The organism is Kitasatospora sp. NPDC059577 (assembly GCF_042735475.1).
Taxonomy (GTDB): domain Bacteria; phylum Actinomycetota; class Actinomycetes; order Streptomycetales; family Streptomycetaceae; genus Kitasatospora.
This window is the reverse complement of sequence record NZ_JBHWBZ010000009.1, coordinates 116,468-139,682: the sequence shown is the minus strand read 5'-3', so window position 1 is coordinate 139,682 and position 23,215 is coordinate 116,468. Positions and strand designations below refer to the sequence as shown.

The 23,215-nt window shown below is 73.8% G+C and carries 22 protein-coding genes; 14 read left to right on the top strand and 8 right to left on the bottom strand.

The window, feature by feature from the left end; all coding sequences use genetic code 11:
- Positions 1-134: 134 nt before the first annotated feature.
- Entirely contained in the window at positions 135-941 is an 807-nt protein-coding gene (locus tag ACFV0O_RS11305) for a S16 family serine protease (protein ID WP_380339449.1), read from the top strand.
- An 80-nt stretch (positions 942-1,021) separates the two neighbouring features.
- On the opposite strand, the gene ACFV0O_RS11300 is transcribed toward ACFV0O_RS11305, so the two are convergent.
- Positions 1,022-1,504: an Lrp/AsnC family transcriptional regulator gene (locus ACFV0O_RS11300; protein ID WP_360253439.1), complete on the bottom strand. Its 483-nt coding sequence runs from the start codon at positions 1,502-1,504 to the stop codon at positions 1,022-1,024.
- A gap of 270 nt (positions 1,505-1,774) precedes the next feature.
- Here ACFV0O_RS11300 and ACFV0O_RS11295 point away from each other — a divergent pair, with 270 nt between their 5' ends.
- Positions 1,775-2,317: a VOC family protein gene (locus ACFV0O_RS11295; protein ID WP_380339446.1), complete on the top strand. Its 543-nt coding sequence runs from the start codon at positions 1,775-1,777 to the stop codon at positions 2,315-2,317.
- 95 nt (positions 2,318-2,412) lie between these two features.
- Here ACFV0O_RS11295 and ACFV0O_RS11290 read toward each other — a convergent pair whose 3' ends face one another.
- Positions 2,413-2,949: a hypothetical protein gene (locus tag ACFV0O_RS11290; RefSeq protein ID WP_380339444.1), complete on the bottom strand. Its 537-nt coding sequence runs from the start codon at positions 2,947-2,949 to the stop codon at positions 2,413-2,415.
- 134 nt (positions 2,950-3,083) lie between these two features.
- Here ACFV0O_RS11290 and ACFV0O_RS11285 point away from each other — a divergent pair, with 134 nt between their 5' ends.
- The 4 genes from ACFV0O_RS11285 to ACFV0O_RS11270 all read left to right on the top strand — a co-directional run bounded on the left by ACFV0O_RS11285 (position 3,084) and on the right by ACFV0O_RS11270 (position 8,565).
- Positions 3,084-3,788: a response regulator transcription factor gene (locus tag ACFV0O_RS11285; protein ID WP_380339441.1), complete on the top strand. Its 705-nt coding sequence runs from the start codon at positions 3,084-3,086 to the stop codon at positions 3,786-3,788.
- Complete coding sequence (locus ACFV0O_RS11280; RefSeq protein WP_380339438.1) at positions 3,785-5,221, top strand: sensor histidine kinase; 1,437 nt, start codon at positions 3,785-3,787, stop codon at positions 5,219-5,221. Before ACFV0O_RS11285 ends, ACFV0O_RS11280 begins: the two co-directional genes overlap by 4 nt.
- Positions 5,222-5,423: 202 nt before the next feature.
- Positions 5,424-7,001, top strand: coding sequence for a cellulose binding domain-containing protein (locus tag ACFV0O_RS11275; RefSeq protein ID WP_380339435.1), 1,578 nt, complete (start codon positions 5,424-5,426; stop codon positions 6,999-7,001).
- Between the two features lie 163 nt (positions 7,002-7,164).
- Positions 7,165-8,565 carry a glycosyltransferase 87 family protein gene (locus tag ACFV0O_RS11270; RefSeq protein ID WP_380339432.1) on the top strand — a complete coding sequence of 467 codons (1,401 nt, stop codon included), beginning with the start codon at positions 7,165-7,167 and terminating at the stop codon, positions 8,563-8,565.
- 162 nt (positions 8,566-8,727) lie between these two features.
- Here ACFV0O_RS11270 and ACFV0O_RS11265 read toward each other — a convergent pair whose 3' ends face one another.
- Positions 8,728-9,171 (bottom strand): SsgA family sporulation/cell division regulator, encoded by a 444-nt coding sequence (locus ACFV0O_RS11265; RefSeq protein WP_360253425.1) that lies wholly within the window; start codon positions 9,169-9,171, stop codon positions 8,728-8,730.
- A gap of 618 nt (positions 9,172-9,789) precedes the next feature.
- On the opposite strand from ACFV0O_RS11265, the gene ACFV0O_RS11260 reads away from it, so the two are divergent.
- Together ACFV0O_RS11260 and ACFV0O_RS11255 are read left to right on the top strand one after the other, a co-directional pair.
- Positions 9,790-11,502, top strand: coding sequence for an RDD family protein (locus ACFV0O_RS11260; RefSeq protein ID WP_380339428.1), 1,713 nt, complete (start codon positions 9,790-9,792; stop codon positions 11,500-11,502).
- A gap of 98 nt (positions 11,503-11,600) precedes the next feature.
- Positions 11,601-12,362 carry an RDD family protein gene (locus ACFV0O_RS11255; RefSeq protein ID WP_380339426.1) on the top strand — a complete coding sequence of 254 codons (762 nt, stop codon included), beginning with the start codon at positions 11,601-11,603 and terminating at the stop codon, positions 12,360-12,362.
- A 36-nt stretch (positions 12,363-12,398) separates the two neighbouring features.
- On the opposite strand, the gene ACFV0O_RS11250 is transcribed toward ACFV0O_RS11255, so the two are convergent.
- Positions 12,399-12,731, bottom strand: coding sequence for a hypothetical protein (locus ACFV0O_RS11250; protein ID WP_380339423.1), 333 nt, complete (start codon positions 12,729-12,731; stop codon positions 12,399-12,401).
- Positions 12,732-12,978: 247 nt separating this feature from the next.
- On the opposite strand from ACFV0O_RS11250, the gene nfi reads away from it, so the two are divergent.
- From nfi to ACFV0O_RS11225, 5 genes are all read left to right on the top strand, one after another.
- The gene (gene nfi / locus ACFV0O_RS11245) at positions 12,979-13,680 is read left to right on the top strand and encodes a deoxyribonuclease V (RefSeq protein ID WP_380339420.1); all 702 of its coding nucleotides are present in this window, start codon (positions 12,979-12,981) and stop codon (positions 13,678-13,680) included.
- Positions 13,681-13,773: 93 nt separating this feature from the next.
- Complete coding sequence (locus ACFV0O_RS11240) at positions 13,774-14,220, top strand: type VII secretion target (RefSeq protein ID WP_360253415.1); 447 nt, start codon at positions 13,774-13,776, stop codon at positions 14,218-14,220.
- 38 nt (positions 14,221-14,258) lie between these two features.
- The gene (locus tag ACFV0O_RS11235) at positions 14,259-15,713 is read left to right on the top strand and encodes a hypothetical protein (protein ID WP_380339417.1); all 1,455 of its coding nucleotides are present in this window, start codon (positions 14,259-14,261) and stop codon (positions 15,711-15,713) included.
- A 202-nt stretch (positions 15,714-15,915) separates the two neighbouring features.
- Positions 15,916-17,064: a type VII secretion-associated serine protease mycosin gene (gene mycP, locus ACFV0O_RS11230; protein ID WP_380339414.1), complete on the top strand. Its 1,149-nt coding sequence runs from the start codon at positions 15,916-15,918 to the stop codon at positions 17,062-17,064.
- Positions 17,065-17,189: 125 nt separating this feature from the next.
- On the top strand, positions 17,190-17,822 hold the full coding sequence (locus tag ACFV0O_RS11225) for a DinB family protein (RefSeq protein WP_380339411.1): 633 nt from the start codon (positions 17,190-17,192) through the stop codon (positions 17,820-17,822).
- A 74-nt stretch (positions 17,823-17,896) separates the two neighbouring features.
- On the opposite strand, the gene ACFV0O_RS11220 is transcribed toward ACFV0O_RS11225, so the two are convergent.
- Entirely contained in the window at positions 17,897-18,349 is a 453-nt protein-coding gene (locus tag ACFV0O_RS11220) for a hypothetical protein (RefSeq protein WP_380339408.1), read from the bottom strand.
- Between the two features lie 648 nt (positions 18,350-18,997).
- Positions 18,998-19,621 (bottom strand): hypothetical protein, encoded by a 624-nt coding sequence (locus tag ACFV0O_RS11215; RefSeq protein ID WP_380339407.1) that lies wholly within the window; start codon positions 19,619-19,621, stop codon positions 18,998-19,000.
- 256 nt (positions 19,622-19,877) lie between these two features.
- On the opposite strand from ACFV0O_RS11215, the gene ACFV0O_RS11210 reads away from it, so the two are divergent.
- Positions 19,878-20,882 (top strand): hypothetical protein, encoded by a 1,005-nt coding sequence (locus ACFV0O_RS11210; protein WP_380339405.1) that lies wholly within the window; start codon positions 19,878-19,880, stop codon positions 20,880-20,882.
- 106 nt (positions 20,883-20,988) lie between these two features.
- Here the strand turns inward: ACFV0O_RS11210 and ACFV0O_RS11205 are convergent, their stop codons facing one another.
- Together ACFV0O_RS11205 and ACFV0O_RS11200 are read right to left on the bottom strand one after the other, a co-directional pair.
- Positions 20,989-21,579, bottom strand: coding sequence for an isochorismatase family protein (locus ACFV0O_RS11205; protein WP_360253401.1), 591 nt, complete (start codon positions 21,577-21,579; stop codon positions 20,989-20,991).
- A gap of 219 nt (positions 21,580-21,798) precedes the next feature.
- Entirely contained in the window at positions 21,799-23,133 is a 1,335-nt protein-coding gene (locus tag ACFV0O_RS11200) for a nicotinate phosphoribosyltransferase (protein ID WP_380339402.1), read from the bottom strand.
- Between the last annotated feature and the right edge of the window lie 82 nt (positions 23,134-23,215).

Here is a 23,215-nt window from a genome sequence, read left to right as displayed (position 1 = left end):
CGGGGCGCGCGCGCGGGGGGGGGGGCGGGGGGGGCGCGCGCGCGCCCGGCGGGGGGGGGGGCGCCCCCCCCCCCGCCGCCCGCCCCCGGGGGGGCGCACCACACCGGGGCGCCGGGTGTGTTTGGATTCCCCTTGTGTCCGACACCAAGCTGCCCAAGGCCCTCACCGCCCCGCGGACCCGCGCGCTCGCGCTGTGCGGAGCGCTGGTCACCGCACTGTTCGGCGTGGCCGCCTTCGTCCCGCTGCCGTACACGATCACCTGGCCGGGCCTGACCGCGGACACCCTGGGCACCTACCAGGACAAGCCGGTGCTCACCATCACCGGGGCACCGCTGCGCACCACCGAGGGCGAGCTGCGGATGGTCACCATCACGGCGACCAACCCGGACCAGCGGAGCACCTTCCTGCGGTCGATGCAGGCCTGGTTCGACCCGAAGGAGGCGGTGCGTCCGACGGACACCGTCTACCCGCAGGGCAACCCGGCCAAGGCCGAGGAGGTGACCGCCCAGCAGATGGCCGAGTCGCAGGACAACGCCACCGTGGCCGCGCTGAACTACCTCCACCTCTCGCCGGACCAGGTGAAGGTCAAGGTCGACCTGGGGGACGTCGGCGGCCCGAGCGCCGGCCAGATGCTGGCGCTGGGCATCGTCGACAAGCTCGCCGGCGACGGCAACGGCGGCGACCTCACCGGCGGGCACACCATCGCGGGCACCGGCACCATCGACCACGACGGCACGGTCGGCCCGGTGGGCGGCGTCCCGCTGAAGACCCAGGCGGCCGCCCGGGACGGCGCCACCGTGTTCCTGCTGCCCAGGGACGAGTGCACGGACGCCAAGGTGAACACGCCCGCGTCGCTGCGGCTGGTGCCGGTCGCCACCCTCGACGAGGCGGTCTCGGCCCTGAAGGCGCTCAAGACCGGCGGCAGCGTCCCCTCCTGCTGACCGGGCGCGGCGACGGGGCGCGGCGGCGGAGCCCGGTGCGGGGCGGCCCGGCGGGCCCGGGCCGGGGGTGACCCGGCGGGCTACTCGGCGGCGGCCTGGTCCACCAGCGGCAGGATCCGGTACGGCACCGGGTTCTCCAGCACGATCGCGGTGGACGAGCGGACGATCCCGTCGAAGCCCACCACCCGGTCGATCACCCGCTGCAGATCGGCGTTGGACCGGGCCACGATCCGCACCATCATGTCCCCGATCCCGGTGATGGTGTGCAGCTCCAGCACCTCCGGCACACCCGCCAGGTGCGCCCGCACGTCCGCGCCCTGGCCCTGGGAGATCTCCAGGGTCGCGAAGGCCGTCACCGGGTAGCCGATCGCGGCCGGGTCCACCTCCGGGCCGAAGCCGCCGATCACCCCCTTGGCCTGCAGCCGGTCCAGCCGGGCCTGCACGGTGCCGCGGGCGACCTGCAGCCGCCGCGAGCACTCCAGCACCCCGATCCGGGGCTCCTCGGCGAGCAGCCGGATCAGCCGGCCGTCCAGGGTGTCGATCGTGTCGTTCGTGCTGCTCACGATCGAAGTGCCTTGCGGGGCAGCGGGGTTGGTCGAGTCGGGCGAACTCGGGGAGTGGGCGGGGGGCATCGCGGCACCGTCCTCCGGTGGGCATTCTGTACAGCTGCGCGGCTGATTCTCCCGCCCCGGGGCACAGCTTGACCAGGAGGAAACGGAACAGTTGCGCGCAGGTCGGCTCGGCGCCACCCTCCAGCCACGACCCCGTGCCCCGGGTCCCCCACCCCGGCGCCGGGGCCCAGCGTGGTCCGTACGCCTACCGGGAGGGCCGTCATGACCGACACCGCCGCCGAACCCGTCCTGCTCGGGGCAGGCCCCCTACCGGACGCGGGCGAACCGGGCCCGCTGCCGACGGGCCGCGCCGACGCGGTGGTCTTCGCGGTCGCCGACGCCGAGCGGGCCGCCCGCCGCTACTGCGCCGCGCTGGGGCTGCGGTGCACCGCGTACGCGGGACCGGAGACCGGCGAGCCGGAGACCGTCTCGTACGTGCTCGCCGCGCCGGGGACGCGGATCGTGCTCACCTCGCTGGTGCAGGTGATCGGCCCGCGCGGCCGGGAGCTGGCCGCGCACCTGGACCGGTTCGGGGACGGGGTCGTCGACGTCGCGGTGAGCGTGCCGGACGTCTACTACGCCTACGACTACGCGGTCGACCGGGGTGCGCTGTCGCTGGCCGAACCGTACGGGACCCGGGACGCGTACGGTGCGGTGGTGCTGGCCGCCATCGGGGTGCCCGGCGGGACCAGGCACACCCTGGTCGACCGGGCCGGCTACGCCGGGCCGTACCTGCCGGGGTTCGTTCCGCACGCAGGGTTCTGACGGGCGGACGGCGGAAGCCCGATGGCGGGACCGGTGGCGGGAGTCCGGTGGTGCGAGTCCGGTCGCGGGCGTCTGCGACGGGGGTTCGACGGGCCCTACCGGACGGCCGTTTCCACGATCGGCGGGTGCCCGTTCCAGTAGACGAAGACCGAGTTGGCCTGGTCGTCCTTGGTGAAGTCGATCCGCATCCACTGGGGGCCGTTCCACACCTGCATCTGCCAGCCCGGGTCCGGGGTGGCGGAGACCAGCGAGGCCCGGTCGGGCTTCAGGTCCAGTGCGACCTTGCCGCCCGGGATCGGGTAGCTCTTCACGGTGGACGTCGCGGTGGGCGTCGGCGTGGGCCGCCGGGTCGGCGGCGGGGTGGTCGCGGCGGGGGTCGGTCCGTGCGTCGCGGTGGCGGTCGGGGAGGCCGGCTGGGTCGGGGTCGTGGACTCCGTGGCCGGGCCCGGCGGTTCGGGGGCGGCGGCCGGGGAGGACGACGTGCCGTCGGCCTTCGGGGAGGGCAGCGGCAGCGCCGTGGGCCGTTCGAACGCGGCGCCGGTCAGCACCGCGTGCACGCCGAGCCAGGACAGCGCCACCGCCGCCCCGGTGGCCGCCGCCCAGGCGCCGAGCTGTACCAGTCCGTTCCGCATCGTCCGCACATCCTGCCGTATTTCCACCGCGCCGGAGACCGGCACCCTCGCCATTCCTCAGGGCAGTTGCACAATGTCCGGACCGGGCCCCGAGGTACAGACCACTCCCTGCTGATGGCGTACCGTGCAGGCCCATGGCAACAGTGCTCGTGGTCGAGGACGACCCCTTCGTACGTTCCGCCCTCATCCGCCACCTGACCGACACGGGTCACGCGGTCCGCAGCGTGGGCACCGCTCTCGAAGCGCTCCGGGAGGTCGCCCAGGTCGGCTGCGACCTGGTGATCCTCGACCTGGGCCTGCCCGACCTGGACGGCAGCGAGGCACTCAAGATGATCCGCGGCCTGACCAACGTGCCGGTGATCATCTCCACCGCCCGGGACGACGAGGCCGAGATCGTCCGGCTGCTCAACGACGGTGCTGACGACTACTTGGTGAAACCTTTCTCCGGTGAGCACCTCAGCGCCCGGATGGCCGCCGTGCTGCGCCGGCTCGGCAGCGGCGCCGCCCCCGTCGCCCAGGTGCTGCGGGTCGGCGGACTGGCCATCGACCTGCAGCGGCGCGAGGCCTCCCTGGACGGGCGCCCGCTCGACCTGACCCGCCGTGAGTTCGACCTGCTGGCCTTCCTCGCCGCCCGGCCCGGCGTCGTGGTGCCGCGCAAGGAGATCCTCGCCGAGGTCTGGCAACAGACCTACGGCGGCGACCAGACCATCGACGTCCACCTCTCCTGGCTGCGCCGCAAGCTCGGCGAGACCGCCTCCAACCCCCGCTACCTGCACACCGTCCGCGGCGTCGGCGTGCGGCTGGAGGCCACCGGGGACCAGGCGGGGCACCGGACATGAGGAGGTTCGGGCACTCGCTGCGCTGGGCCCTGATCAAGGCCGCCGTGGCCGGGACCACCATGGTCGCGCTGGCCTTCCTCATCCCGCTCGGCCTGATGGTCCAGCAGACCGCGCGGGACCGGGCGTTCACCGCCGCCGAACGCCAGGCGGCGGCCCTCGGACCCGCACTGGCGATCACCACCGACCAGGACGCCGTCACCCGCGCCCTGGCCAGCACGGACGCGGGCGGGCAGGGACGGATGGCCGTCCACCTGCCCGCGGCAGGACAACCGGAGGCCCCCGGGACCGGCGGCCCCGGCGGACCGACGCTCGGCCAGGGCCGGGCCGCCGCCGACGACGTGGCCACGGCCGGCGGCAAGGGCCGGTCCTTCACCGTGGAGGTGCCCGGCGGCTACGCGCTGCTCCAGCCCGTCGCGGTGGACACCGGGCGGACCGCCGTGGTCGAGGTCTTCGTGGCCGAGGACGACCTCACCCGGGGCGTCTCCACCGCCTGGCTGGTGCTCTCCGCCGTCGCGCTCGCCCTGGTCGCCATCTCGGTGCTGGTCGCCGACCGGATGGGCAACCGGATCGTCGCCTCCGCCCGGCGGCTCGCCGGCGCCGCCCGCTCACTCGGCGCCGGCGACCTCGCGGTACGCGTCCCGGTCGAGGGCAAGCAGGTCGACGGCAGCCCCGAAGAACTGCGCGAAGCGTCCCACGCGTTCAACACCATGGCCGACCGGGTGGTCCAACTCCTCGCCGCCGAGCGGGAACTGGCCGCCGACCTGTCCCACCGGCTGCGCACCCCGCTGACCGTGCTGCGGCTCAACGCCGCCTCGCTCGGCGACGGCGACGCCGCCGACGCCACCCGCCACGCGGTCGCCCAACTCGAGCGCGAGGTCGACCAGATCATCCGCTCGGCCCGCCGCGCCCCCGAGGACGCGCCCACCGTCACGGTCGGCTGCGACGCCGCCGAGGTGATCCGCGAGCGGGTCGGCTTCTGGTCCGCGCTGGCCGAGGACGAAGGACGCCGCTGGCAGCTGGCCGGCGCCGAACGGGCGGCACCCGTCCCCGTCCAGCGCGGCGACCTGGCGGCCGCCGTCGACGCCCTGCTCGGCAACGTCTTCCGGCACACCGCCGTCGGCACCGCCTTCTCCGTGGACGTGCTGGCCACCGACAGCTCGGTGATCGTGCTGGTCGGCGATGCCGGACCGGGGTACGACGACCCGGCCGCCGCCCTCAAGCGCGGCGAGGGCCACGGCGGTGAGGGCTCGACCGGCCTCGGCCTCGACATCGTCCGCAAGCTCGCCGAGTCCATCGGCGGGGACCTCGCACTCGGCCGCTCCGCCGTCCTCGGCGGCGCCGAGACCCGGCTGCGGCTGCGCACCCGGCCGGAGACGGCGAGGCCCGCGCGGACCGGACGGCGACGCAGCCGCGGAGTGCTCTTCCCTCGGTGAGACGGCGCCGGGAAGGACGACTTCCTTAAGTGCGGCCTAAGGGAGTTCTACCCCTCGCTCAGCCCGCCGGTTCGGCCCCCGGACCGCCGCTAGCGTCGGTCGCGCCGGTCACCCGACCGAGCCGGGCCGGCCGCCCGGACGTCCGCAGGCACTCCGTGCCGGGACGGCGGCCCACCGAAGGCACCCGCGGAGGTAACGCGCCATGACCACCCAGCCCACCCGCCGCTCCGGCCACCGCAGGCGCAGCCGCAAGGGCGCGATCATCGGGGCCGCCGCGGTCGCCGCCGCCCTGGTCACGGGCGGGACGGTCGTCCTCGCCGGCTCGGCCAGCGCCGCCTCGCTCGGTGCCGTCTACAGCCGCACCAGCGCCTGGGACACCGGCTACACCGGCCAGTACCTGGTCACCAACCCGGACAGCAGCCCGATCGAGGACTGGACGCTCAGCTTCGACCTGCCGGCCGGCGCGAAGATCGACTCGCTCTGGAACGCCACCTTCACCGCCGACGGCCGGCACGTCACGGTCAAGCCCGAGGCCTGGAGCAAGCGGCTGGAGCCCGGCAGGAGCGTGGTGGTCGGCTTCGTCGCCCAGGGCGCGGGCGCGGCGCAGGCCGAGCCGGAGAAGTGCCTGATCAACAACACCTCCTGCAAGGCCGGCGACGGTCCCGCACCCACCCCCTCGGGGCGGCCGACCGCCACCGCGACCCCGGCCCCGCCGACCGCCTCCCCGACGCCCACGGCGAGCGCCACCGCCACCGCCAAGCCCAGCCCCACCGCCACGACGAAGCCGACCACCCCGGCACCGACCCCCACCCCGACCGTCACCCCCACGGCGACCGGTGGGCCCGTTCCCCCGGTCGGCGCCGGGGCCGGCTTCGCCCCGTACGTCGACACCTCGCTCTACCCGCCCTACGACCTGGCGGCCACCGCCAAGGCGAGCGGCGTGAAGAACTTCAACCTCGCCTTCGTGGTCTCCGGCGGCGGCTGCGTGCCCAAGTGGGGCGGCGTCAGCGACCTGTCCGCCGACGCGGTGGCCGCCCAGATCGGCGCACTGCGGGCGATCGGCGGCGACGTCCGGATCTCCTTCGGCGGCGCCAACGGCAGCGAGCTGGCCCTCGCCTGCGGCTCCACCGCCGACCTCACCGCCGCGTACCAGAAGGTCGTGGACGCCTACGGCGCCACCAAACTGGACTTCGACGTCGAGGGCGGTGCGATCGCCGACGCCGCCGCCAACACCCGGCGCGCCCAGGCCGTCGCCCAGCTGCAGAAGAACGCCGCCGCCAAGGGCAAGGCCCTCGACGTCTCCTTCACCCTGCCCGCGCTGCCCTCCGGCCTGACCCAGGAGGGCGTCGACCTCGTCGCCGGCGCCAAGGCCGGCGGCGTCGCGATCGGCGCCGTCAACATCATGGCGATGGACTTCGGCGACGGCGTAGCCCCCAACCCGCAGGGCCAGATGGGCAAGTACGCGATCGCCGCGGCCACCGCCACCCAGGCCCAGGTCAAGAGCGTGCTGGGCCTGGACGACGCGGCCGCCTGGCGCAAGGTCGCGGTCACCCCGATGATCGGCGTCAACGACGTGGCCACCGAGGTCTTCACCGTCGCCGACGCCAAGCAGCTCGCCGAGTTCGCCAAGACCAAGCACCTCGCCTGGCTGGCCATGTGGTCCGGCACCCGGGACAAGGCCTGCGAGGGCGGCGCCAAGGCCTACGCCGACGCCACCTGCAGCAGCATCGTCCAGCAGCCGCTGGACTTCACCCGGGCCCTCGGGGCGTACACGGGCTGACGCCCGCCGGGTCCCCCGTCGGCCCCGGCCGTCCGTGCTCAGTCCGCAGCCGAGCACGGGCGGCCGGGGTTTCTCGTCACGTTCCGTAGTCGATCGTCTCCGGGCCCGTTCGGGTGGCATCCGGTATCGTCGCTGGTTGGCCGAGCGGTGGACGGAGTGGACAGTGACAGCGGTGCAAGACGAGCGCAGCCCGGTGCGAACCGCACCCGACCCCTCGCCCGAGCCCCTGTCGGACCGGCTGCGCCGAGTGCTCGCCGCTCCCGCCCGGGCCCTGCGCGATGCCCCCCGCCGTCCGCTGCTGGCCGCCTCCGCGCTGGCGCTGCTCTCCCTGGTCGTGTACGCAGTGGTGCGCCACTTCGTCCACACCTCGATGGTGGACATGATCGTCTACCGGGCCGAGGGCGCCGCCGTCGCCAACGGTGACGACCTGTACGGCCTGCGCGTCACCGAGTGGAACCTGCCGGCGACCTACCCGCCCTTCGCGGCGATGCTGTTCGTCCCGACCACCTGGTTCCCGGTCCCCTTCCTCCGGGTCGCGATCACTCTCGGCAACCTCGGGCTGCTCGCCCTGCTCACCCACCTGTCGTTCAAGCTGGTCGGCTGGCCGCGCCGCGAACTGCGGCCGATCGGCGTGATCCTGGTGACCGGCCTCGGCGTCTGGCTCGAACCCGTCTTCACCACGCTCCGCTACGGCCAGATCAACCTCGCGCTCGCCTGCCTGATCCTCTGGGACCTCACGCGTCCCGACGGACGCCGCAGCAAGGGCGTGGCGATCGGCATCGCCGCCGGCATCAAGCTCACCCCCGGCCTGTTCGCCGTCTACCTGCTGATCACCGGCCGGATCCGGGCCGCCTTCGTGGCCGGCCTCACCTTCCTCGGCACCTTCCTGCTCGGCGCCCTCGTCCTGCCCGACGCCACCTGGGGCTTCTGGACCAAGTACCTCTACGACTCCTCCCGGGTCGGCAAGACCCAGATCGTCGACAACCAGTCGCTGCGCGGCGCCTTCGCCCGCCTGCTGCACACCGCCGACCCCGGCACCGCCGCCACCCTCGGAGCCGGCCTGGTCGCGCTGGCCGGCCTCGCCGTCGCCGCCTGGGCCGCCCGCAGCGGCCGCTGGCTGCCCCGGGCCGAGGCCTGGGGCGTCTGCTGCGCGGCCGTCACCGCGGTGCTGATCTCGCCGATCAGCTGGACCCACCACTGGGTCTGGTGCGTGCCGCTGCTCGTCCTGCTCGCCGCCGAGGCCTCCGTCGAACACGCCCGCCCGGCCGGCGTCCGCCGACTGCGCTGGCGGGCCGTCTTCTGGGCCACGCTGGTCGCCTTCCTGTCCTTCGCCATGTGGGCGGCGAAGCCGCTCGGCCCGGCGGTCCTCCACATGTCACCGTGGCGCCAGCTGCCGACCTCGGTCTACCCGTGGGTCGGGCTCTGCTTCCTGCTCGCCGCCGCGATCCGGACGAGGGCGCGCCGCCGCTCCGCCGGCGCGCCGCTGGTCCGGCTGCCCGTGCAGCGCGACGGCGACGGACCGGACGCCGCCCGCGGCCGTCAGCAGGCCCCCGCGGCCCGCTGAGCCGGCGGGGGCGCCGCTCCTGCCACCTCGCCCGGGTCCGTACCGGCGCACCTCGCCCGGGTGCGTACCGGCGCACCTCGCCCGGGTGCGTACCGGCGCACCTCGCCTGGGTACGGACCGGCGCACACTCCGACGCACGCCCATGCACACTGCGACGCACGCCTAGGCGAGCAGCTCGGCGAGCGAGCCGTCCATGTCCAGCGCGGCCAGCTCGCTGCCCGGCGGCACCAGCCGGTGCGCCCGCTCCAGCCAGGCCGCGACGGCCGGGAGCGGCGCCTCCAGGAGCGCGTCCCCGGCGGGCGAGCTCAGCGCCAGACAGAGCACGCTGCGCCGGCCCGAGCGGGTGCCCCCGGCCGAGGGCTGGGGGAGGGTCGGCCAGATCCGCACGTCGCCCTGGCCGCACGGGCGGAAGGTGCCCTCGACCAGCAGCTCGCGGGCGAACACCCAGGTCACCGGGGAGCCGGTGTCCAGGTGGAAGGTGATGTAGACCGCGTACGGGTCGTGGCTGCCGTAGGACAGTCGCGCCTGCACGGGGACGCTGTGCTCCGGCGAGAGCACCAGGTTGAGCTCCAGCTCGTGTTCGACGACGCTGACGGGGCGTTCCATGATCGTCTTCCTCTCCACCTCGGGGGTGTGCCCGGTTCCGGGCCCTGTGACCTTTGAGAGGGCGGTCCGCACCGGCTCTTACACACGTTTCCGGGATTTCTTCGGGACGTTCGGCGAGGGGTGGTGAACGGGCGGTCGAGCGGCGTGCGGATGCCGATCGTGCGCCTGGTTCTTTACCGTGCGCCGCCCTCCGCTGTCCGGGGATTCGTGAACTTCCCGTCGCGGCTCCGGCGAGGTACTACCCTTTGTGACTACCCGGCGACTGTCCGCCCATCGGCGCTGCCCCCACGTGCGCCGAACGCCGGGCGCGCGCCGGTTCGTGCGCCCGGGCGGACGCGGCGCGGCCGGTTCCGCGCCGCCGTCGTCGATCCACCGGACCCACCCGGCGCCACCCGGCCCCACGCACGGTTCCACCCGGCGCCACTTCGGCGCCGACGGTTCCGCGCGTGCCACCGGTTCAAGGCTCCACCCGGCTCCACTGGTTCAAGGCATCACCGGTTCAAGGCTTCACCCGGCTCCACCGGCTCAAGGCTCCACTGGTTCAAGGCTCCACCCGGCACCACCGGTTCCCTCGTCCTTCCTTGCCCTCGTCAGGACCTGCCAGGAAAGAAGACCCCCATGACGGACCGCCCCTTCGCCGGCGGCGGCGACCCGGCCGTCGCACCCCAGCCGGGCTACTACCCCGACCCCTCCATCCCTGGCTTCGTCCGGTACTGGGGCGGCTCCGCCTGGGTGCCCGGGACCAGCCGGCCCGCGCCCGCCGCGGGTGAGGTGCTGGAACCGCCCCGGTACGCGACCCGGCGGCCCGCCCCGGGCGGGCCGCCGGCCCGGGCGGTGCCGCCACCGGCGGTCCCGGAGAGCGGGCTTCCCGAGGGCCCGGTCCCGGCGGGGGTGGTTCCGTCGGCCGGGGTTCCGGGGGCTTCGGCGCAGACACCCGTGGCCGCTGCCGCGCCGGTGCAGGTGCCGCCGTCGGGGGCGGTGTCGACTGCCGGAACGACTCCGGAGCGTGGGGCGCCCGCGGGTGGGGGTGACACCGGGCCGGTGTACTTCGACCAGACCACGGGTGGGGCGTCCTTCGTGATCGGGCCGCGGGTCGCGGAGGTGATCGGCGGGCCGGTGTTCCGGACGGTCGGGCCGGCGGTGGGGGCCGCTGCCGAGGCCGGGAACGCCGTCGGTGCCGGGGCGTTCGCAGGGCCCGGGGCTTCCGTGCTCCCGGGAGTGGGGGCGGGGATCCCGGTGAGCGCGGGGGCCCCGGTCGGCGGCGTCGACGGGCCGCCGGCCGGTGCGGTGGCCGGTGCGGTGTCCGAGCCGGCCGAGGCCGTGCCCGGGTCGCTGCCCGGGGACTCGGGCCGGCAGACCCATCCGCGGGAGCAGCGGGGACTGATGGAGGCGGGCGACGCACAGCGTTGGGTCTCCTGGGGGGTGCTTCCGGGAGCGCCCGAGGTGGATGAGGAGCGCGCGGATGAGGAACGCGCTCCAGTTGCCGGGGAGTCGACGACCGGTGCGGCCGCGCCCGCCGTGGCCGTGGCGGTGCGGGAGGCCCTCGCGACGTCCGTCGAGGCCTCGGGCGCGGTGCCGGTGGTGGTGCCGGCCGTCGTCGTGCCGGTGGTCGAAGGAGCGGAGGAGCAGGGCGTCGGCGCGCCGGCGCCTCCGGGGCAAGGCCGGGGTGCGCCTGCTGCCTCCGGTGCCGCAGGTGTGACCGGCGCGCCTGCCGCGTCCGGTACGTCCGGGCGGCCCGTCGCGTCCGCCGCGGCCGCCCGCACCACGCCGATGCCCGCCGTGCGACCGGCCCGACCGGCCCGGCAGAGCGCCGCCCGGCGTCGATCCGCTGCGCCCGCCGCCGTACCGGCCGGGCTGGGGCGCCGACTCGCCGCCCGCACGGTCGACACCGCCGTGCTGCTGGTGGTCGCCGTCGCCGCCGGCATCCCGCTCGGCCGCTCGGTCTCCGACCACCTCCAGGAGAAGCTCGACCAGGCCAAGATGGCCAGCGCCCTCACCCGCCGTCAGGTCCAGGTCTGGTTGGTGGACGACGTGGTGCTGGGGAAGATCGCCGTGCTGATCGGCATCCTGCTCTTCGCGAGCCTGCTCTACGAGGTGCTGCCGACCGCCCGGACCGGCCAGACCTTCGGCAAACGGCTCACCCGGATCCGCGTGGTCGACGCCGCCGCCCCCGCCCGGACCAGGCTGAGCCTCGGCCGCTCGCTGCTCCGGTGGATCGTCCGGCAGACGGGCACGGTGCTGCTGCTCGGTCTGGTCTGGCCGGTCTTCGACCGCCCGGCCCGACGCGGATGGCAGGACCGTGCCGCCCGGACCCGGGTGGTGCGGGCCTGAGGCGACGGGTCCCGGGGCCCCAACCCGTTCCACGGCCGCAGCGACAAAACGGGCGGAATATCCCGAACCTTGAGAATGTGTGATGTTCTACTCGGGGCATGAGCACCCACGACCCCTCGGGCCCCCAGCCGGAGGGGGGCGGCAAGCCCTCCTTCGACAAGCAGTCCCCGCAACCGGGCGGCGGCACGCCGGAAGGCCGGCCGCCGGGCCCGACCCCGTCCGACAGCCCGGCCGGAGGCACACCGGAAAGCCCGCCCGAAGGCCCCGCCGGCGGTGGAGCCGAGGGCCCCGGCGCGTACCAGGGCACCTACGGCGGGAGCCCGTACGGCGGACCGACCCGCGGTCAGAACCCCTACGACCAGCCCCCGCCCGGCTACGGCACCGGCTACGGCCCCGGCGCGTACGGAACCCCCGGCGCCGGACCCGTCCCCGGCATGCCCCCGATCGGCACCTGGCCCAAGCGGATCACCGCCCGGCTGATCGACTACCTGCTCGTCCAGGCCGTCGCGATCGTCATCGTGGCCCCCTTCGTCACCCTCGGCAACCGCACCGGCTCCGCCGAAGCGTTCTGGCTCGCCTGCCTCATCTGGCTCGTCTACGAGGCCCTGATGACCAGCCGGGACGGCCAGACCCTCGGCAAGAAGGCGATGGACATCCGCGTCGCCATGCTCATCGACGGCAACACCCCGCCCCAGGCCGCCGCCTGGACCCGCTCGGCCGTCTTCATCCTCCCGGCCGTGCTCTGCTGCGCCGCGTTCTGGTGGATCATCGACGGCTTCTTCGGCGCCTTCGACAAGCCGTACCGCCAGTGCATCCACGACAAGGCCGCGAAGACCGTGGTCGTCACCACGAAGCTCTGAGCGGCGGCGCGGAACGCGTCCACGCCCGGCGGCGGATCAGCGCTGCCGGGCGTACGCGTGCTCGGCGGCGGTCGGGGCGGTCGGGGTCGCCGGGGCGGCCGGGTCTGCAGGGGTGGCAGGGTCCGCCGGGGTGGCTGGGGTGGCCGGGGTGGACGCGGCGCCCTCGGCCGGGTTCGGCTCCGCAGCGGCGGACGAGGCCGAGGCGGACCGCGCGAGCACCGTCACCGTGGTGCCGAGCACCAGCGCGAACACCACCAGCACCGCGACCGCCAGGACGCCCGAGGCACCCGAGACAGCCAGCAGCGCCACCGTACTGGCGACGACGGTGAACGAACCGAGGCAGAACTGGGCAGCGGAGGGACGCGGCATGGCGGGGGTCCTTCGCACGTCGGGGGAAACGGGCGGGAATGAAGCCGGTGCCAGAAGTCCTACCCGGCAAGGGAGTTCACCACCTCCAGGCTAGTCCCCCCGCCCGGGGGCACAGGGGGCGCACGGGCTCACCCCGGGGTCGTCCGCCCCGGTCTGTACGGTGAACCGGTACGTGCCGACACCACGCACCACCCAGCACCACCGGGCGCCACCAGGCACCCGTCACCACACCCCGGGGGAACCGACCGTGCCCGTGCCCGCCGACTGGCCCACCACCGAAGCCCAAGCACGCGCCGAACAAGAACGGCTGCGCCCGCTCGTCCGGGCCCACGACGACCAGGACACCCCGGTCGAACTCATCGCCGGCGTGGACGTCGCCTACGACGACGAGCACGACCTCGTCGCCGCCGCAGCCGTCCTCCTCCGCCGGGACACCCTCGACGTCGTCGAACAAGCCACCGCCGTCGGCCGCATCGCCTTCCCCTACGTCCCCGGACTCCTCGCCTTCCGCGAGATCCCCGCCGTCCTCGACGCACTCGCCGCCCTCACCCGCACCCCCGACACCGTCGTCTGCGACGGCTACGGCCTCGCCCACCCCCGCCGCCTCGGCCTCGCCAGCCACCTCGGCGTCCTCACCGGACTGCGCACCCTCGGCGTCGCCAAGACCCCCTTCACCTTCGACCACCACCAACCCGACGCACCCCGCGGCTCCTCCACCCCGCTCACCGACCCCGCCACCGGCGAAGAGGTCGGCCGCGCCCTGCGGACCCGGCCCGGCGTCAAACCCGTCTTCGTCTCCGTCGGCCACCGGATCAGCCTCGACACCGCCGTCAGCACCACCCTCGACCTCGCCCGCCGGTACCGCCTCCCCGAGACCACCCGGCACGCCGACGCCCTCTGCCGTCGCGCCCTCAGCCAAGCCCAGCACAACGGGACGACCGCGAACTGACCAAGCCCCGGGATTCGTGCCCGGCGTGTTAGACATGAGACACCGAGGCCCGGCCCCGACGACCAGGGACGGACACACGGGGGAGGCGCCGACATGGGATCAGGCACGGGCACCGGCTCGACCGGCGGAGCCGGACAGGGCTACCGCGTCGAAATCGAACAACTCCGCAGCTTCGCCGGCCAAGTGCGGCTCCTGCTCGCCGACTTCCAGAAACACGCCGACGGCACCGGCACCCACGGCCGCAGCGGCGTCGGCAAGAACGCCTTCGGCACCTTCGCCGAAGCCACCGAGATCCACGGCCGCTACAGCACCATGCGGGACGCCCTCCGCGACCTCCTCAACCAACTCCAGGAAGCCGTCGAGGAAGCCCAGCGGAAAGCCGACCTCACCGCCACCAACTACGAAGAACACGACCAGCACACCGCGAAGAAACTCAAACTCGGCGGCGACGGCTGGTCCGTCGACCAGCCCTCCGCAACCAGCCAGGCCGCGCAGGAGAAGAACCTCACCCCCTCCAACCGCGGCAACGCCACCATCTAGCCACCGCCCGCCCGGACACGAACGGAGGCGAACCGGCCGTGGTCTACACCGACTTCACCAAATACAGCCACGCCCAGCTCCGCGCCATGGCGCAAGCCCTCGACCCCGGCGCGGTCATGGCCGCCGGAGACCCCTGGCGCACCGCCTCCGACACCCTCAAACAGATCCGCCTCACCCTCACCAAAGCCAGCACCGAAGCCGCCACCACCTGGGAAGGCAGCACCAGCGACGCCTTCCACACCCGCATGCTCAACCTGGCCGCCAGCATCAACAACGCCGCCGCCTACGCCAACGACGCGGCCAACATCCTCCACAACGTCTCCGACGCCATGGCCAAGGCCAAACGCGAAATGCCCGAAGAACCCGGCAACTGGGACGAGTTCAAGGACAACGTCAGCGACGGCGTCTCCGCCCTCTTCGGCAGCGGCGACGACGAACACATCCCCATCGCCGACCGCAAGAAGGCCGAAGCCGCCGCCATCATGCAAACCCTCGCCATGCACTACCGCATCGCGACCCCGGCACTGAAGGCTCCGCCGCCCTACGACCCCAAGAAGCCGCCGGGGATTCCCGGGGGTCGGGACGATTTCTCCGACCAGACTGCTGGAGACCCGAGTGCGGCCGCCGCAGTGGGCGGTGTGATGACCGGCATGAGTGTTGGTGGCTTGAACTCGGCAGGAGGCTCCTACCGTGGGTCTACGAATGTCCCGACGGAGCCACGAAACCGCAGTGTGAGCAGGGGTGGCGGTGGCGTTGCGCCGAATTCGTCGACGGCCGTACGAAATGCGCAGATTCCATCGAAGCCCGGGATCAAGGGTGGAACAGCCAAGGCGCAAGGGAAGCCCGAAACGGTCAATTTCGGTGCGGGAACCACCGTCGACGGTGTGAGCACCGTTTCGAAGCCGACAGCGGCCGGACCGTCACCGGCCGGGGTGACGGGCACGCCGATCCCCGCCGGATCGGGGCCGCAAACAGGCGCTGGCCCCACCTGGCTCCAGCCGGGCAAGGGAGAGCCGGGACTCGGGCTTTTCGACAGCGGCCGAGCGAAGCAGGCGTTCGTCGAGGGAGGCGCTGCTGGTCGAGGTGACCGGCCGACCGGTCCGGGAGTATCGCGCGGCGGGTCTGCGCGCGGGGTGGAGGGAATCCACGGTGGCGACCTCGGCGCGGTAGGCCCCGGAAGCCGCCGTGCAGGCGGCACGGTGGTCGGTACGGGCGAGCGAGCGGTGCCGGGAAGCAAGGCGCCTGCGGGCGAAGCGATGCCGGGCGGCAAGCGGTCCTTCACCGAGGGAGGCACCGGACTCGGGCAGCGCGGGCGGCTTCGGGGGGAGTCGGCAGCTACCTCCGGTGCCACCTCGGGCTCCGCGTTTCCGGTCGGCGGGGCTCACGGACGGGCCACGGACAGGGAGAAGGGCCGTAGGCGGCCGGACTACCTGGTGGAGGACGAGGAGACGTGGGCGTCGGACGAGCCCGCCAATCCCGACGTGGTGAAATGACCCTGGTCATCAGGAGACCAGGTGATCCGATCGAGGCCTTCGTGGTTCGTGAACCACGGGGCTGTCGCTGTGCTGAGTGGGGTGACCGGCCTTGGGAGACTGGCAGCTTCGGCGTGGGGCGACTGCGCTGGTGGCGGGGGGACTGGTTGCCGCGATCGGCGCCGCTCCCGCTCACGCGGACAGCACCCGCGATGCGCAGTGGGTGCTGACCGACTACGGCGCAGGCAGCACGCTGTGGCCGGTGTCGCAGGGGGCTGGTGTCACGGTCGCCGTCATCGACAGCGGTGTCATGAAGGACCATCATGACCTTGAAGGTCAGGTTCTTGCCGGTGCCGACTTCACCGGTGAGGGCAGTGACGGAACGGTCGACAAGGACGGTCACGGAACCGGGATGGCGAGCCTCATCGCCGGCCACGGCCACGGGGACGATGCCGGGATCATGGGACTGGCACCGAAGGTCAAGATCCTCCCGATCCGGGTGAGTTGGAGCACTGACGGTTCCGTGGCGCAGATCGGCCTGGCGAATGGCATTCGGTTCGCCGTCGATCACGGAGCCACGGTGGTCAACATGTCGATCGGCGGGTATTCGGGGTCCGATCAGGAGACCAGGACGGCGGTCAAATACGCCGTCGACCACGATGTGGTCCTCGTCGCGTCGACTGGAAACAGCGGGCAGGAGACAGCATCTGTCGAGTACCCGGCTGCGTTTCCCGGCGTGGTGGCGGTCGGAGCGGTGAATCGGCAGGGGCGTTTGTGGGAGAAGTCGACGTACGGGCCTGAGACTACGCTGGCCGGGCCCGGAGCGGAGATCTACCGAGCGAGTGCGAAGTCCTCGGCGGGCTACGGAGTCGCCAATGGGACCTCGGACGCTGCAGCCTACGTTTCCGCCACCGCTGCGCTCATCCGCTCGAAGTACCCCGCTCTTTCCGCCGGGCAGGTCATCAATCGGATGATCAAGTCGGCCGCGCCGCCGGCCGACGGGACGGTGGTTCCCAACAACCATTACGGCTACGGGATCCTGGCGCCGGCGAAGGCACTGGAGGCGAATCCGGCCGTGGACAACGGGTCGCGGGAGAACCCGTTGGTGAAGCGGCCGGAGTCGCGGGGGGCGCCGCCGGCGGATGATCCGACGGATGGGGCTTCGGACGTGGCGGTCGCGCCCGGGGCGGATGGCGGGGGGAGCCGCGGGAACGGGATGGGGCTCGTCGTGGGGGCGGCGGCCGGTGGGGTGGCGCTCGTGGTGGGTGTGGTGGTCGCCCTCGTGGTGCGGGCGCGGCGGCGGAGGCGGGTGGCGGCTGCCGGGGCGTTCCAGCAGCCGCCGTACCAGCAGCCTCCGTACGGTGGGTCGTAGCGGTGATTGCTCGGTCCGGTGTCGTGCCGGGGGCGGGGTAGGGGGCCGGGGGCTGGCAGCATTTCGGCGGCGGCTGGCGTTCCTGCTGCTGGTGGGGCGTCCGTGGTGGCGGCCATGCTGGGCCCATGAGCACTTCTGAGAGCGCCGCGAACGCGGTGGATCCCGCGAACGCGGTGGATCCCGTGAACGCCGTGAGCCCTGTGGATGTCGTGAGCCCCGTTGCCGGGGAGGTCGTCCCGGACACCAAGGACTGGACCTGGGTGCTCGAACGTCCTTGCCCCGAGTGCGGGTTGGACACGCCGCGGGTGGTGCGCGAGGACGTTGCCGGGATGGTCCGGGCGAACGCGGAGGGCTGGCTGGCGGTGCTGGCGGGGGGCGGGGACGGGCTGGGTCGGCGGCCGGAGCCGGGGGTCTGGTCGGACCTGGAGTACGCGTGCCACGTCCGGGACGTCTTCCGGTTGTTCCTGGTGCGGCTGGGTCTCATGCTCGACCGGGACGACCCGCTGTTCCCGAACTGGGACCAGGACGAGACGGCTGTCGCCGAGCGCTACGGGGAGCAGGTGCCGGGGGTGGTGGCGGGGGAGCTGGCGGAGGCCGCGGAGGCGTTGGCGGCCGCGTTCGAGCGGGTGGCCGGTGAGCAGTGGCGGCGGACGGGGAGCCGCAGTGACGGGGCGCGGTTCACGGTGGAGTCGTTCTCCCGGTACCTGATCCACGACCCGGTGCACCACTTGTTCGACGTGACGGGCGAGCGGGTCTGAGACCGCCTCCGGGGCAGGGTGTCGGGGCGCGCGCGGGGTGCGCGTGGTCCGGGAGGGGCGCGCGGGGCGCGAGGTCACCAGCCGGAGGCCTCGCGCAGCATGGTGCGGCGCAGTCGGCCGGCCACGCTGGCGGCGTCGGTGCCGATGACGTCGGCGATTTCGGGGGCGGCGAGGCCGACGACGTAGTGCAGGATGGCCAGGTCGTCGTCGGCCGGGCGGCGGTCCGGGTCCGGGCCCGGATCGGGCGGTTCCAGCCGGGTGTGCTCGGCGACGGTGCCGCGCAGGATCTCCCAGGCGTGCGCGGTCGGGTTGGAGCTTCCCATCAACTCGCGCCAGTGCACCGCGATTTCGGCGAACGCCTGTTGGACGGCGGTGGCCGCGTCGCTGTGCTCGGTCAGCCACACGCGGGCGTAGCTGAGGTACCGGGGGCGGTGGAGTTCGCAGAACGCGGTGAACTCCAGCGGTACGTCCTCCGGCTCGCCGGGCCCCGGGGGTGGCTCGGCAGAAGTCGCTTGACGGTTGGTCATCTCGTCTTCTCGGAAAGGGAGATGGGTTTCTGACGGTCGATCATCTGTGCTCACTCTACGGTAGGCCCTCGGTGCGCTGGGTGACCAATCCGATGGAATGCCCGGAACCCGTCGCCGCCCGGCCGGTTCCGGTGGCGACCGGGTGCGACAGGGCGGCGGAACGGCCGGGCGGGGTGCCGGCGCGGGGCCGGCGGGTGGTGCTGCGCAGTGGCGTGGGAGGCGTAGGTGCGAGCGCGTCGCAGCTGGTCAGAGGGTGTAGGACGACTGTGACTGCAAGGCAGTTGATGTGCCACCGTAGGCCCTGCGGCGGCTGACGTCCACGCCCGCGGCGCGAACCCGGGCCCGCACAACCACCCGCGCAACCGTGCTCGCGATCACAGCGAAGATCACTGCGTCGAGGGGCGCGGACGCTGGTACGGGCGCCAGGACAACCACACGCATGGACGTATCAGGAGCCGGGGCCGGGGCCGGGGTGGGCCGAGGGTGGGGCCGAGGGTGAGGCCCGGGCGGCGGGGCGGTGCCGGTGCGGGTGGTCCGGCCCTGTGGTGGGCGGCTGCGCGGTTCGTCGGTGCCCCGGCGGCCTGAAGCTGGCCTCGGCGGCCGGGGCGGTGCGGACGGGCGGTGCGGTCACCCGTCGGTGGTCGTCCGTCAGGAGGTCGTGCGGGCCTCCGACGGGGAGATCCGGTCGGCGGCGGTGTCCCGTTCGGTCTGGGTGGGGAAGGACTCGACGGCCCGGCGCCGGGCCGCCTGCGCGGCGGTGGCTGCCGCTGCCGCAGCCGCTGCGGCCGCTCCGGCGGCGGCCTCCTCGCGCTCGCACCGGTGCGCTGCCTGGGCGGGGTGCGCCGCCGGAGCGTGTCCGCCGGTGGTGCCGTGTCCGGTGGTGCCGTGTCCGGGGGTGGTGTGCCCGCCGGTGGTGCCGTGCCCGCCGGGGGGCCGTCGGCGGCGGCCGACCGCGGTCCGGGCGGCGTGTTCCTCGGCCGCCTGTCTAGCGGCCAGGTAGGCCTGCACGGCCGCCATGCCGTAGACCGGCTGGATGAGCTGGTGGCCCTTGAAGAACGGCCTGGCCGGGGCGAATCCGGCGGCGACGACCAGGTTGCGGATCTCTGCTATCTCGGCTTCACTGCGGGCGGTGAAGCGGACCTCCCAGCCCTTCTTGTACGTATGGCCCTTCTCGCCGCTGCGGCGGGCGGGGTCCGGGCGGCGGACGTATCCGGGCAGGCGGCCGAGGCGGAGCTGGGCCGCGCGGAGGCCGGCGGTCTCGTCACGTGACATGACGTAAGCCTAGGCAATCCCCGGGGTGGGATTGACGCCTGGAGGGTCCCTCGCCGTATGCCTTTGATCACTCTGGGTCAGACGACCAGGTCGGCGATCGTTTTCGATCAAGTGTGACAACCGGATGGGCGTCAATTACTCCAAATGAGTGAGGGTATGAGGACTTTAGTGCGGGCTGATCCCGGTTTCGCGACGGTTGCGTAACAGTGCGTCAGGCTCCCGGTCACGGGTCGGGGTGGTTGGGGATGGTGTCCGCATGAGCTACCGGATTCCCACGCCGCCGCCGTCACTGGAGGAGCTGGCGAAGCGTCAGCAGAACGTCGTCACCGCGAGTCAGCTGCGCGCCCGGGGCGTGCCGGCCCGCGTCATCACCGGGCACTGCCGCCGGGGAGGCCCCTGGCAGCGGCTGCTGCCGCGGGTCTACCTGCTGCAGCCCGCCGAGCCCACCCCGGAGCAGCGGATCTGGGCCGCGCTGCTGTACGCCGAGCAGAACGGCCGCGAGGAGGGCCGCCGCGAGGGCGCGGTGATCACCGGCGCGGCGGCGCTGGCGCTGTACGGCTTCGCGGCCGTGCCGCGGCTTCCCGCGATGACCGGGGTGGACGTCCTGGTGCCCCGTCAGCGCCGGCTGAAGGACGTCGGCGAGGTCCGGATCCGGCGCACCGAAAGGGAGTTGGTGGCCCGCTCGGTGCACGGACTGGCCTGTGCGCCGGTGGCCCGGGCGGTCGCGGACGCGCTCGGCGAGTGGACGGCGGACCCGCAGGCCCCGGCGCCGGTGCGCGAGGTGCTGCGCGAGGCCGTCTCGCGCCACGAGGACGGCTGCACGGTCCGGGAGTTGGCCGTCGAGCTGATCGAGTCCGGGCTGACCGACGAACCCCGGGTGCGCGCCGCGCTGGACGAACTCCTCGCCGCCGAGCGGGACTCGGTGCTGGAGCGGCTCGGCCACCTGGTGGACGAGTGGTTGCTGCCCGTCCCGCTGAACGCCCCCGAGCTGCGGATGCGCGGCGGCACGTACATCGCCGTCCCGGACCTCTACTGGCCGGAGCGCGGCGTCGCGGTCGAGGTGGACTCGGACCTGCGCTGCGTCAGCGAGGGCGAGGCCGCCTGGGTGCGCGGCGGCCAGCACCGGATGGAGTACCTGGGCATCCGCGTGGTGTACGTCTCCGGTGCCCGGCTGGCCGCCGACCCGGACGCGGTGGGCGGTGAGTTGCGCGAGGCCCACCGGGCCGGTGGCACGGACGTGGTGGAGCTGCTGGTGGTCTGAGCCGGCGGCGCCGTCGGCACGACCCCGGGGGTGCGGGGAGGTGCGACGGTGCGCCGGGAGACGCCAGGGGGACCTCAGAGGGACCTCAGAGGGACGCCGGGAGACGTCAGGGACGGACCACCGGCGTGCCGACCAGCTCGACCCCGGCCGCCCGCAGTTCCTCCAGCGCGGCGGCGGTGGTCTCCGGGGCCACCCCGGCGGTGAGGTCCAGCAGGACGCGGGTGGCGAAGCCCGCCCGGACGGCGTCCAGCGCGGTCGCCCGCACGCAGTGGTCGATGGCGAGGCCCACCACATCGATCTCGTCGACCTGCCGTTCGCGCAGCCACTCCAGCGGGCCGCGCTCGTTCTCGTCCAGTCCCTCGAAGCCGCTGTACGCCGCCGAGTGGGCGCCCTTGTCGAAGACCGCCTCGACCGCACCGGAGATCACCGCGGGTGCGAAGTTGGGGTGGAACCCCACGCCCTCGGTGCCGGCCACGCAGTGCACCGGCCAGCTGTCGACGTAGTCCGGCTCGGCGGAGAAGTGCGCACCCGGGTCGATGTGGTGGTCGCGGGTGGCGAGGATGTGCTGGTAGCCGGGGGAGGATTCGGCGATCAGATCGGTGATGGCGGCGGCCACCTCGGCGCCGCCGGCGACGGCCAGGCTGCCGCCCTCGCAGAAGTCGTTCTGAACGTCGACGACGATCAGTGCCCGGTGCATGGCTCGCATCCTCGGATGTCGGGGGCCCGCTGCAGGCGGCGCCCCGGTGGGGGAGCCCTCGGGAGTACTCGGCCCGGCGGTGCGGGGCTCGGGGGGTTCTCGGGGAGCTCCGGGGAACTCTACGGCTGACTCTAGGGAGTGCCGCGCGGGGGCGGAAGCCCCCGGGGGCGGTCCGGGTGGGCCGGACCGCGGCCTGCGCGGCCCGGAGGGCGGCGTCGGTCAGAGGACCGCGTCGGCGGTCAGGACCAGTTCGGTCGGCAGGACCGGGTCGCCCTTGGAGAGCTGGGTGGCCGACAGCGGCAGCGCGGCCCGGGCGCGGACGTGCCGTTCGCGGGCGGCGCTCAGTGGCTCCCGGCCGACCGTCTCGCCGGCCCGCACCAGCGATACCTGCACCAGGTGCGGCCGCAGCTCGTCGGGGACGGGCCCGGTGCCGACCACCTCGGCCTCGGCCACGCCGTCGGCGTCGGGCCGCCGGGCCGCCCACTTGCGGCCGCCGGTGCTGGTCTTGCCGCCCGCCGCGCGCTTGGCCACCGGCACCAGCGGCCCGCCGTCGTCCCCGGCCCGGGCGACCAGCTTGTAGACCATCGCGCAGGTCGGGTGCCCGCTGCCGGTGACCAGGCTGGTGCCGACGCCGTAGCCGTCCACCGGGGCGGCGGCCAGGGCGGCGATCGCGTACTCGTCCAGGTCCGAGGTGACGATGATCCGGGTGTCGGTGGCGCCCAGCTCGTCCAGCTGGCGGCGGACCCGGTGGGCCAGCAGGGTGAGGTCGCCGGAGTCGATCCGGACGGCGCCCAGCTCGGGGCCGGCCACCTCGACCGCGGTGCGCACGGCCTCGCGCAGGTCGAAGGTGTCGACCAGCAGCGTGGTGCCCTTGCCCATCGAGGCGATCTGGGCGCGGAAGGCGTCCCGCTCGCTGTCGTGCACCAGGGTGAAGGCGTGCGCGGCGGTGCCGGTGGTGGGGATGCCGTGGGTGAAGCCGGCCTCCAGGTCCGAGGTGGCGGCGAACCCGGCCACGTACGCGGCCCGCGCGGCGGAGACGGCGGCGTGCTCGTGGGCCCGGCGGGCGCCCATCTCGATCACCGGGCGGCCGCCGGCGGCGGCGGTCATCCGGGAGGCGGCGGCCGCGATCGCCGAGTCGTGGTTGAGGATCGAGAGGATCACCGTCTCCAGGATCACCGCCTCGGCGAAGCTGCCCTCGACGGTGAGCAGCGGGGAGCCGGGGAAGTAGACCTCGCCCTCGGGGTAGCCGTGGATGTCGCCGCGGAAGCGGTAATCGGCGAGGAAGCGCAGGGTGTCCTCGTCGACCACGCCCTGGTCGGCCAGCCAGTCCAGCTGGGCGGTGGTGAAGCGGAAGTTCTCGACGGCGTCGAGGACCCGGCCGGTGCCGGCCATGACGCCGTAGCGGCGGCCGCTCGGCAGGTGGCGGGTGAACACCTCGAAGACGGAGTGGCGGTGCGCGGCCCCGCTGCGCAGGGCGGCCTGCAGCATGGTGAGCTCGTAGCGGTCGGTGAGCAGCGCGGTCGACCCGGCCGCGCGCACTGAAGTGGCGTCCATGGGGATGATGCTACTACCACTTAGCGTCAGAGTGACGATTTCTCGCCGAGCGGGCCGGGGCGGAATCGCCCGGGTGTCCCCC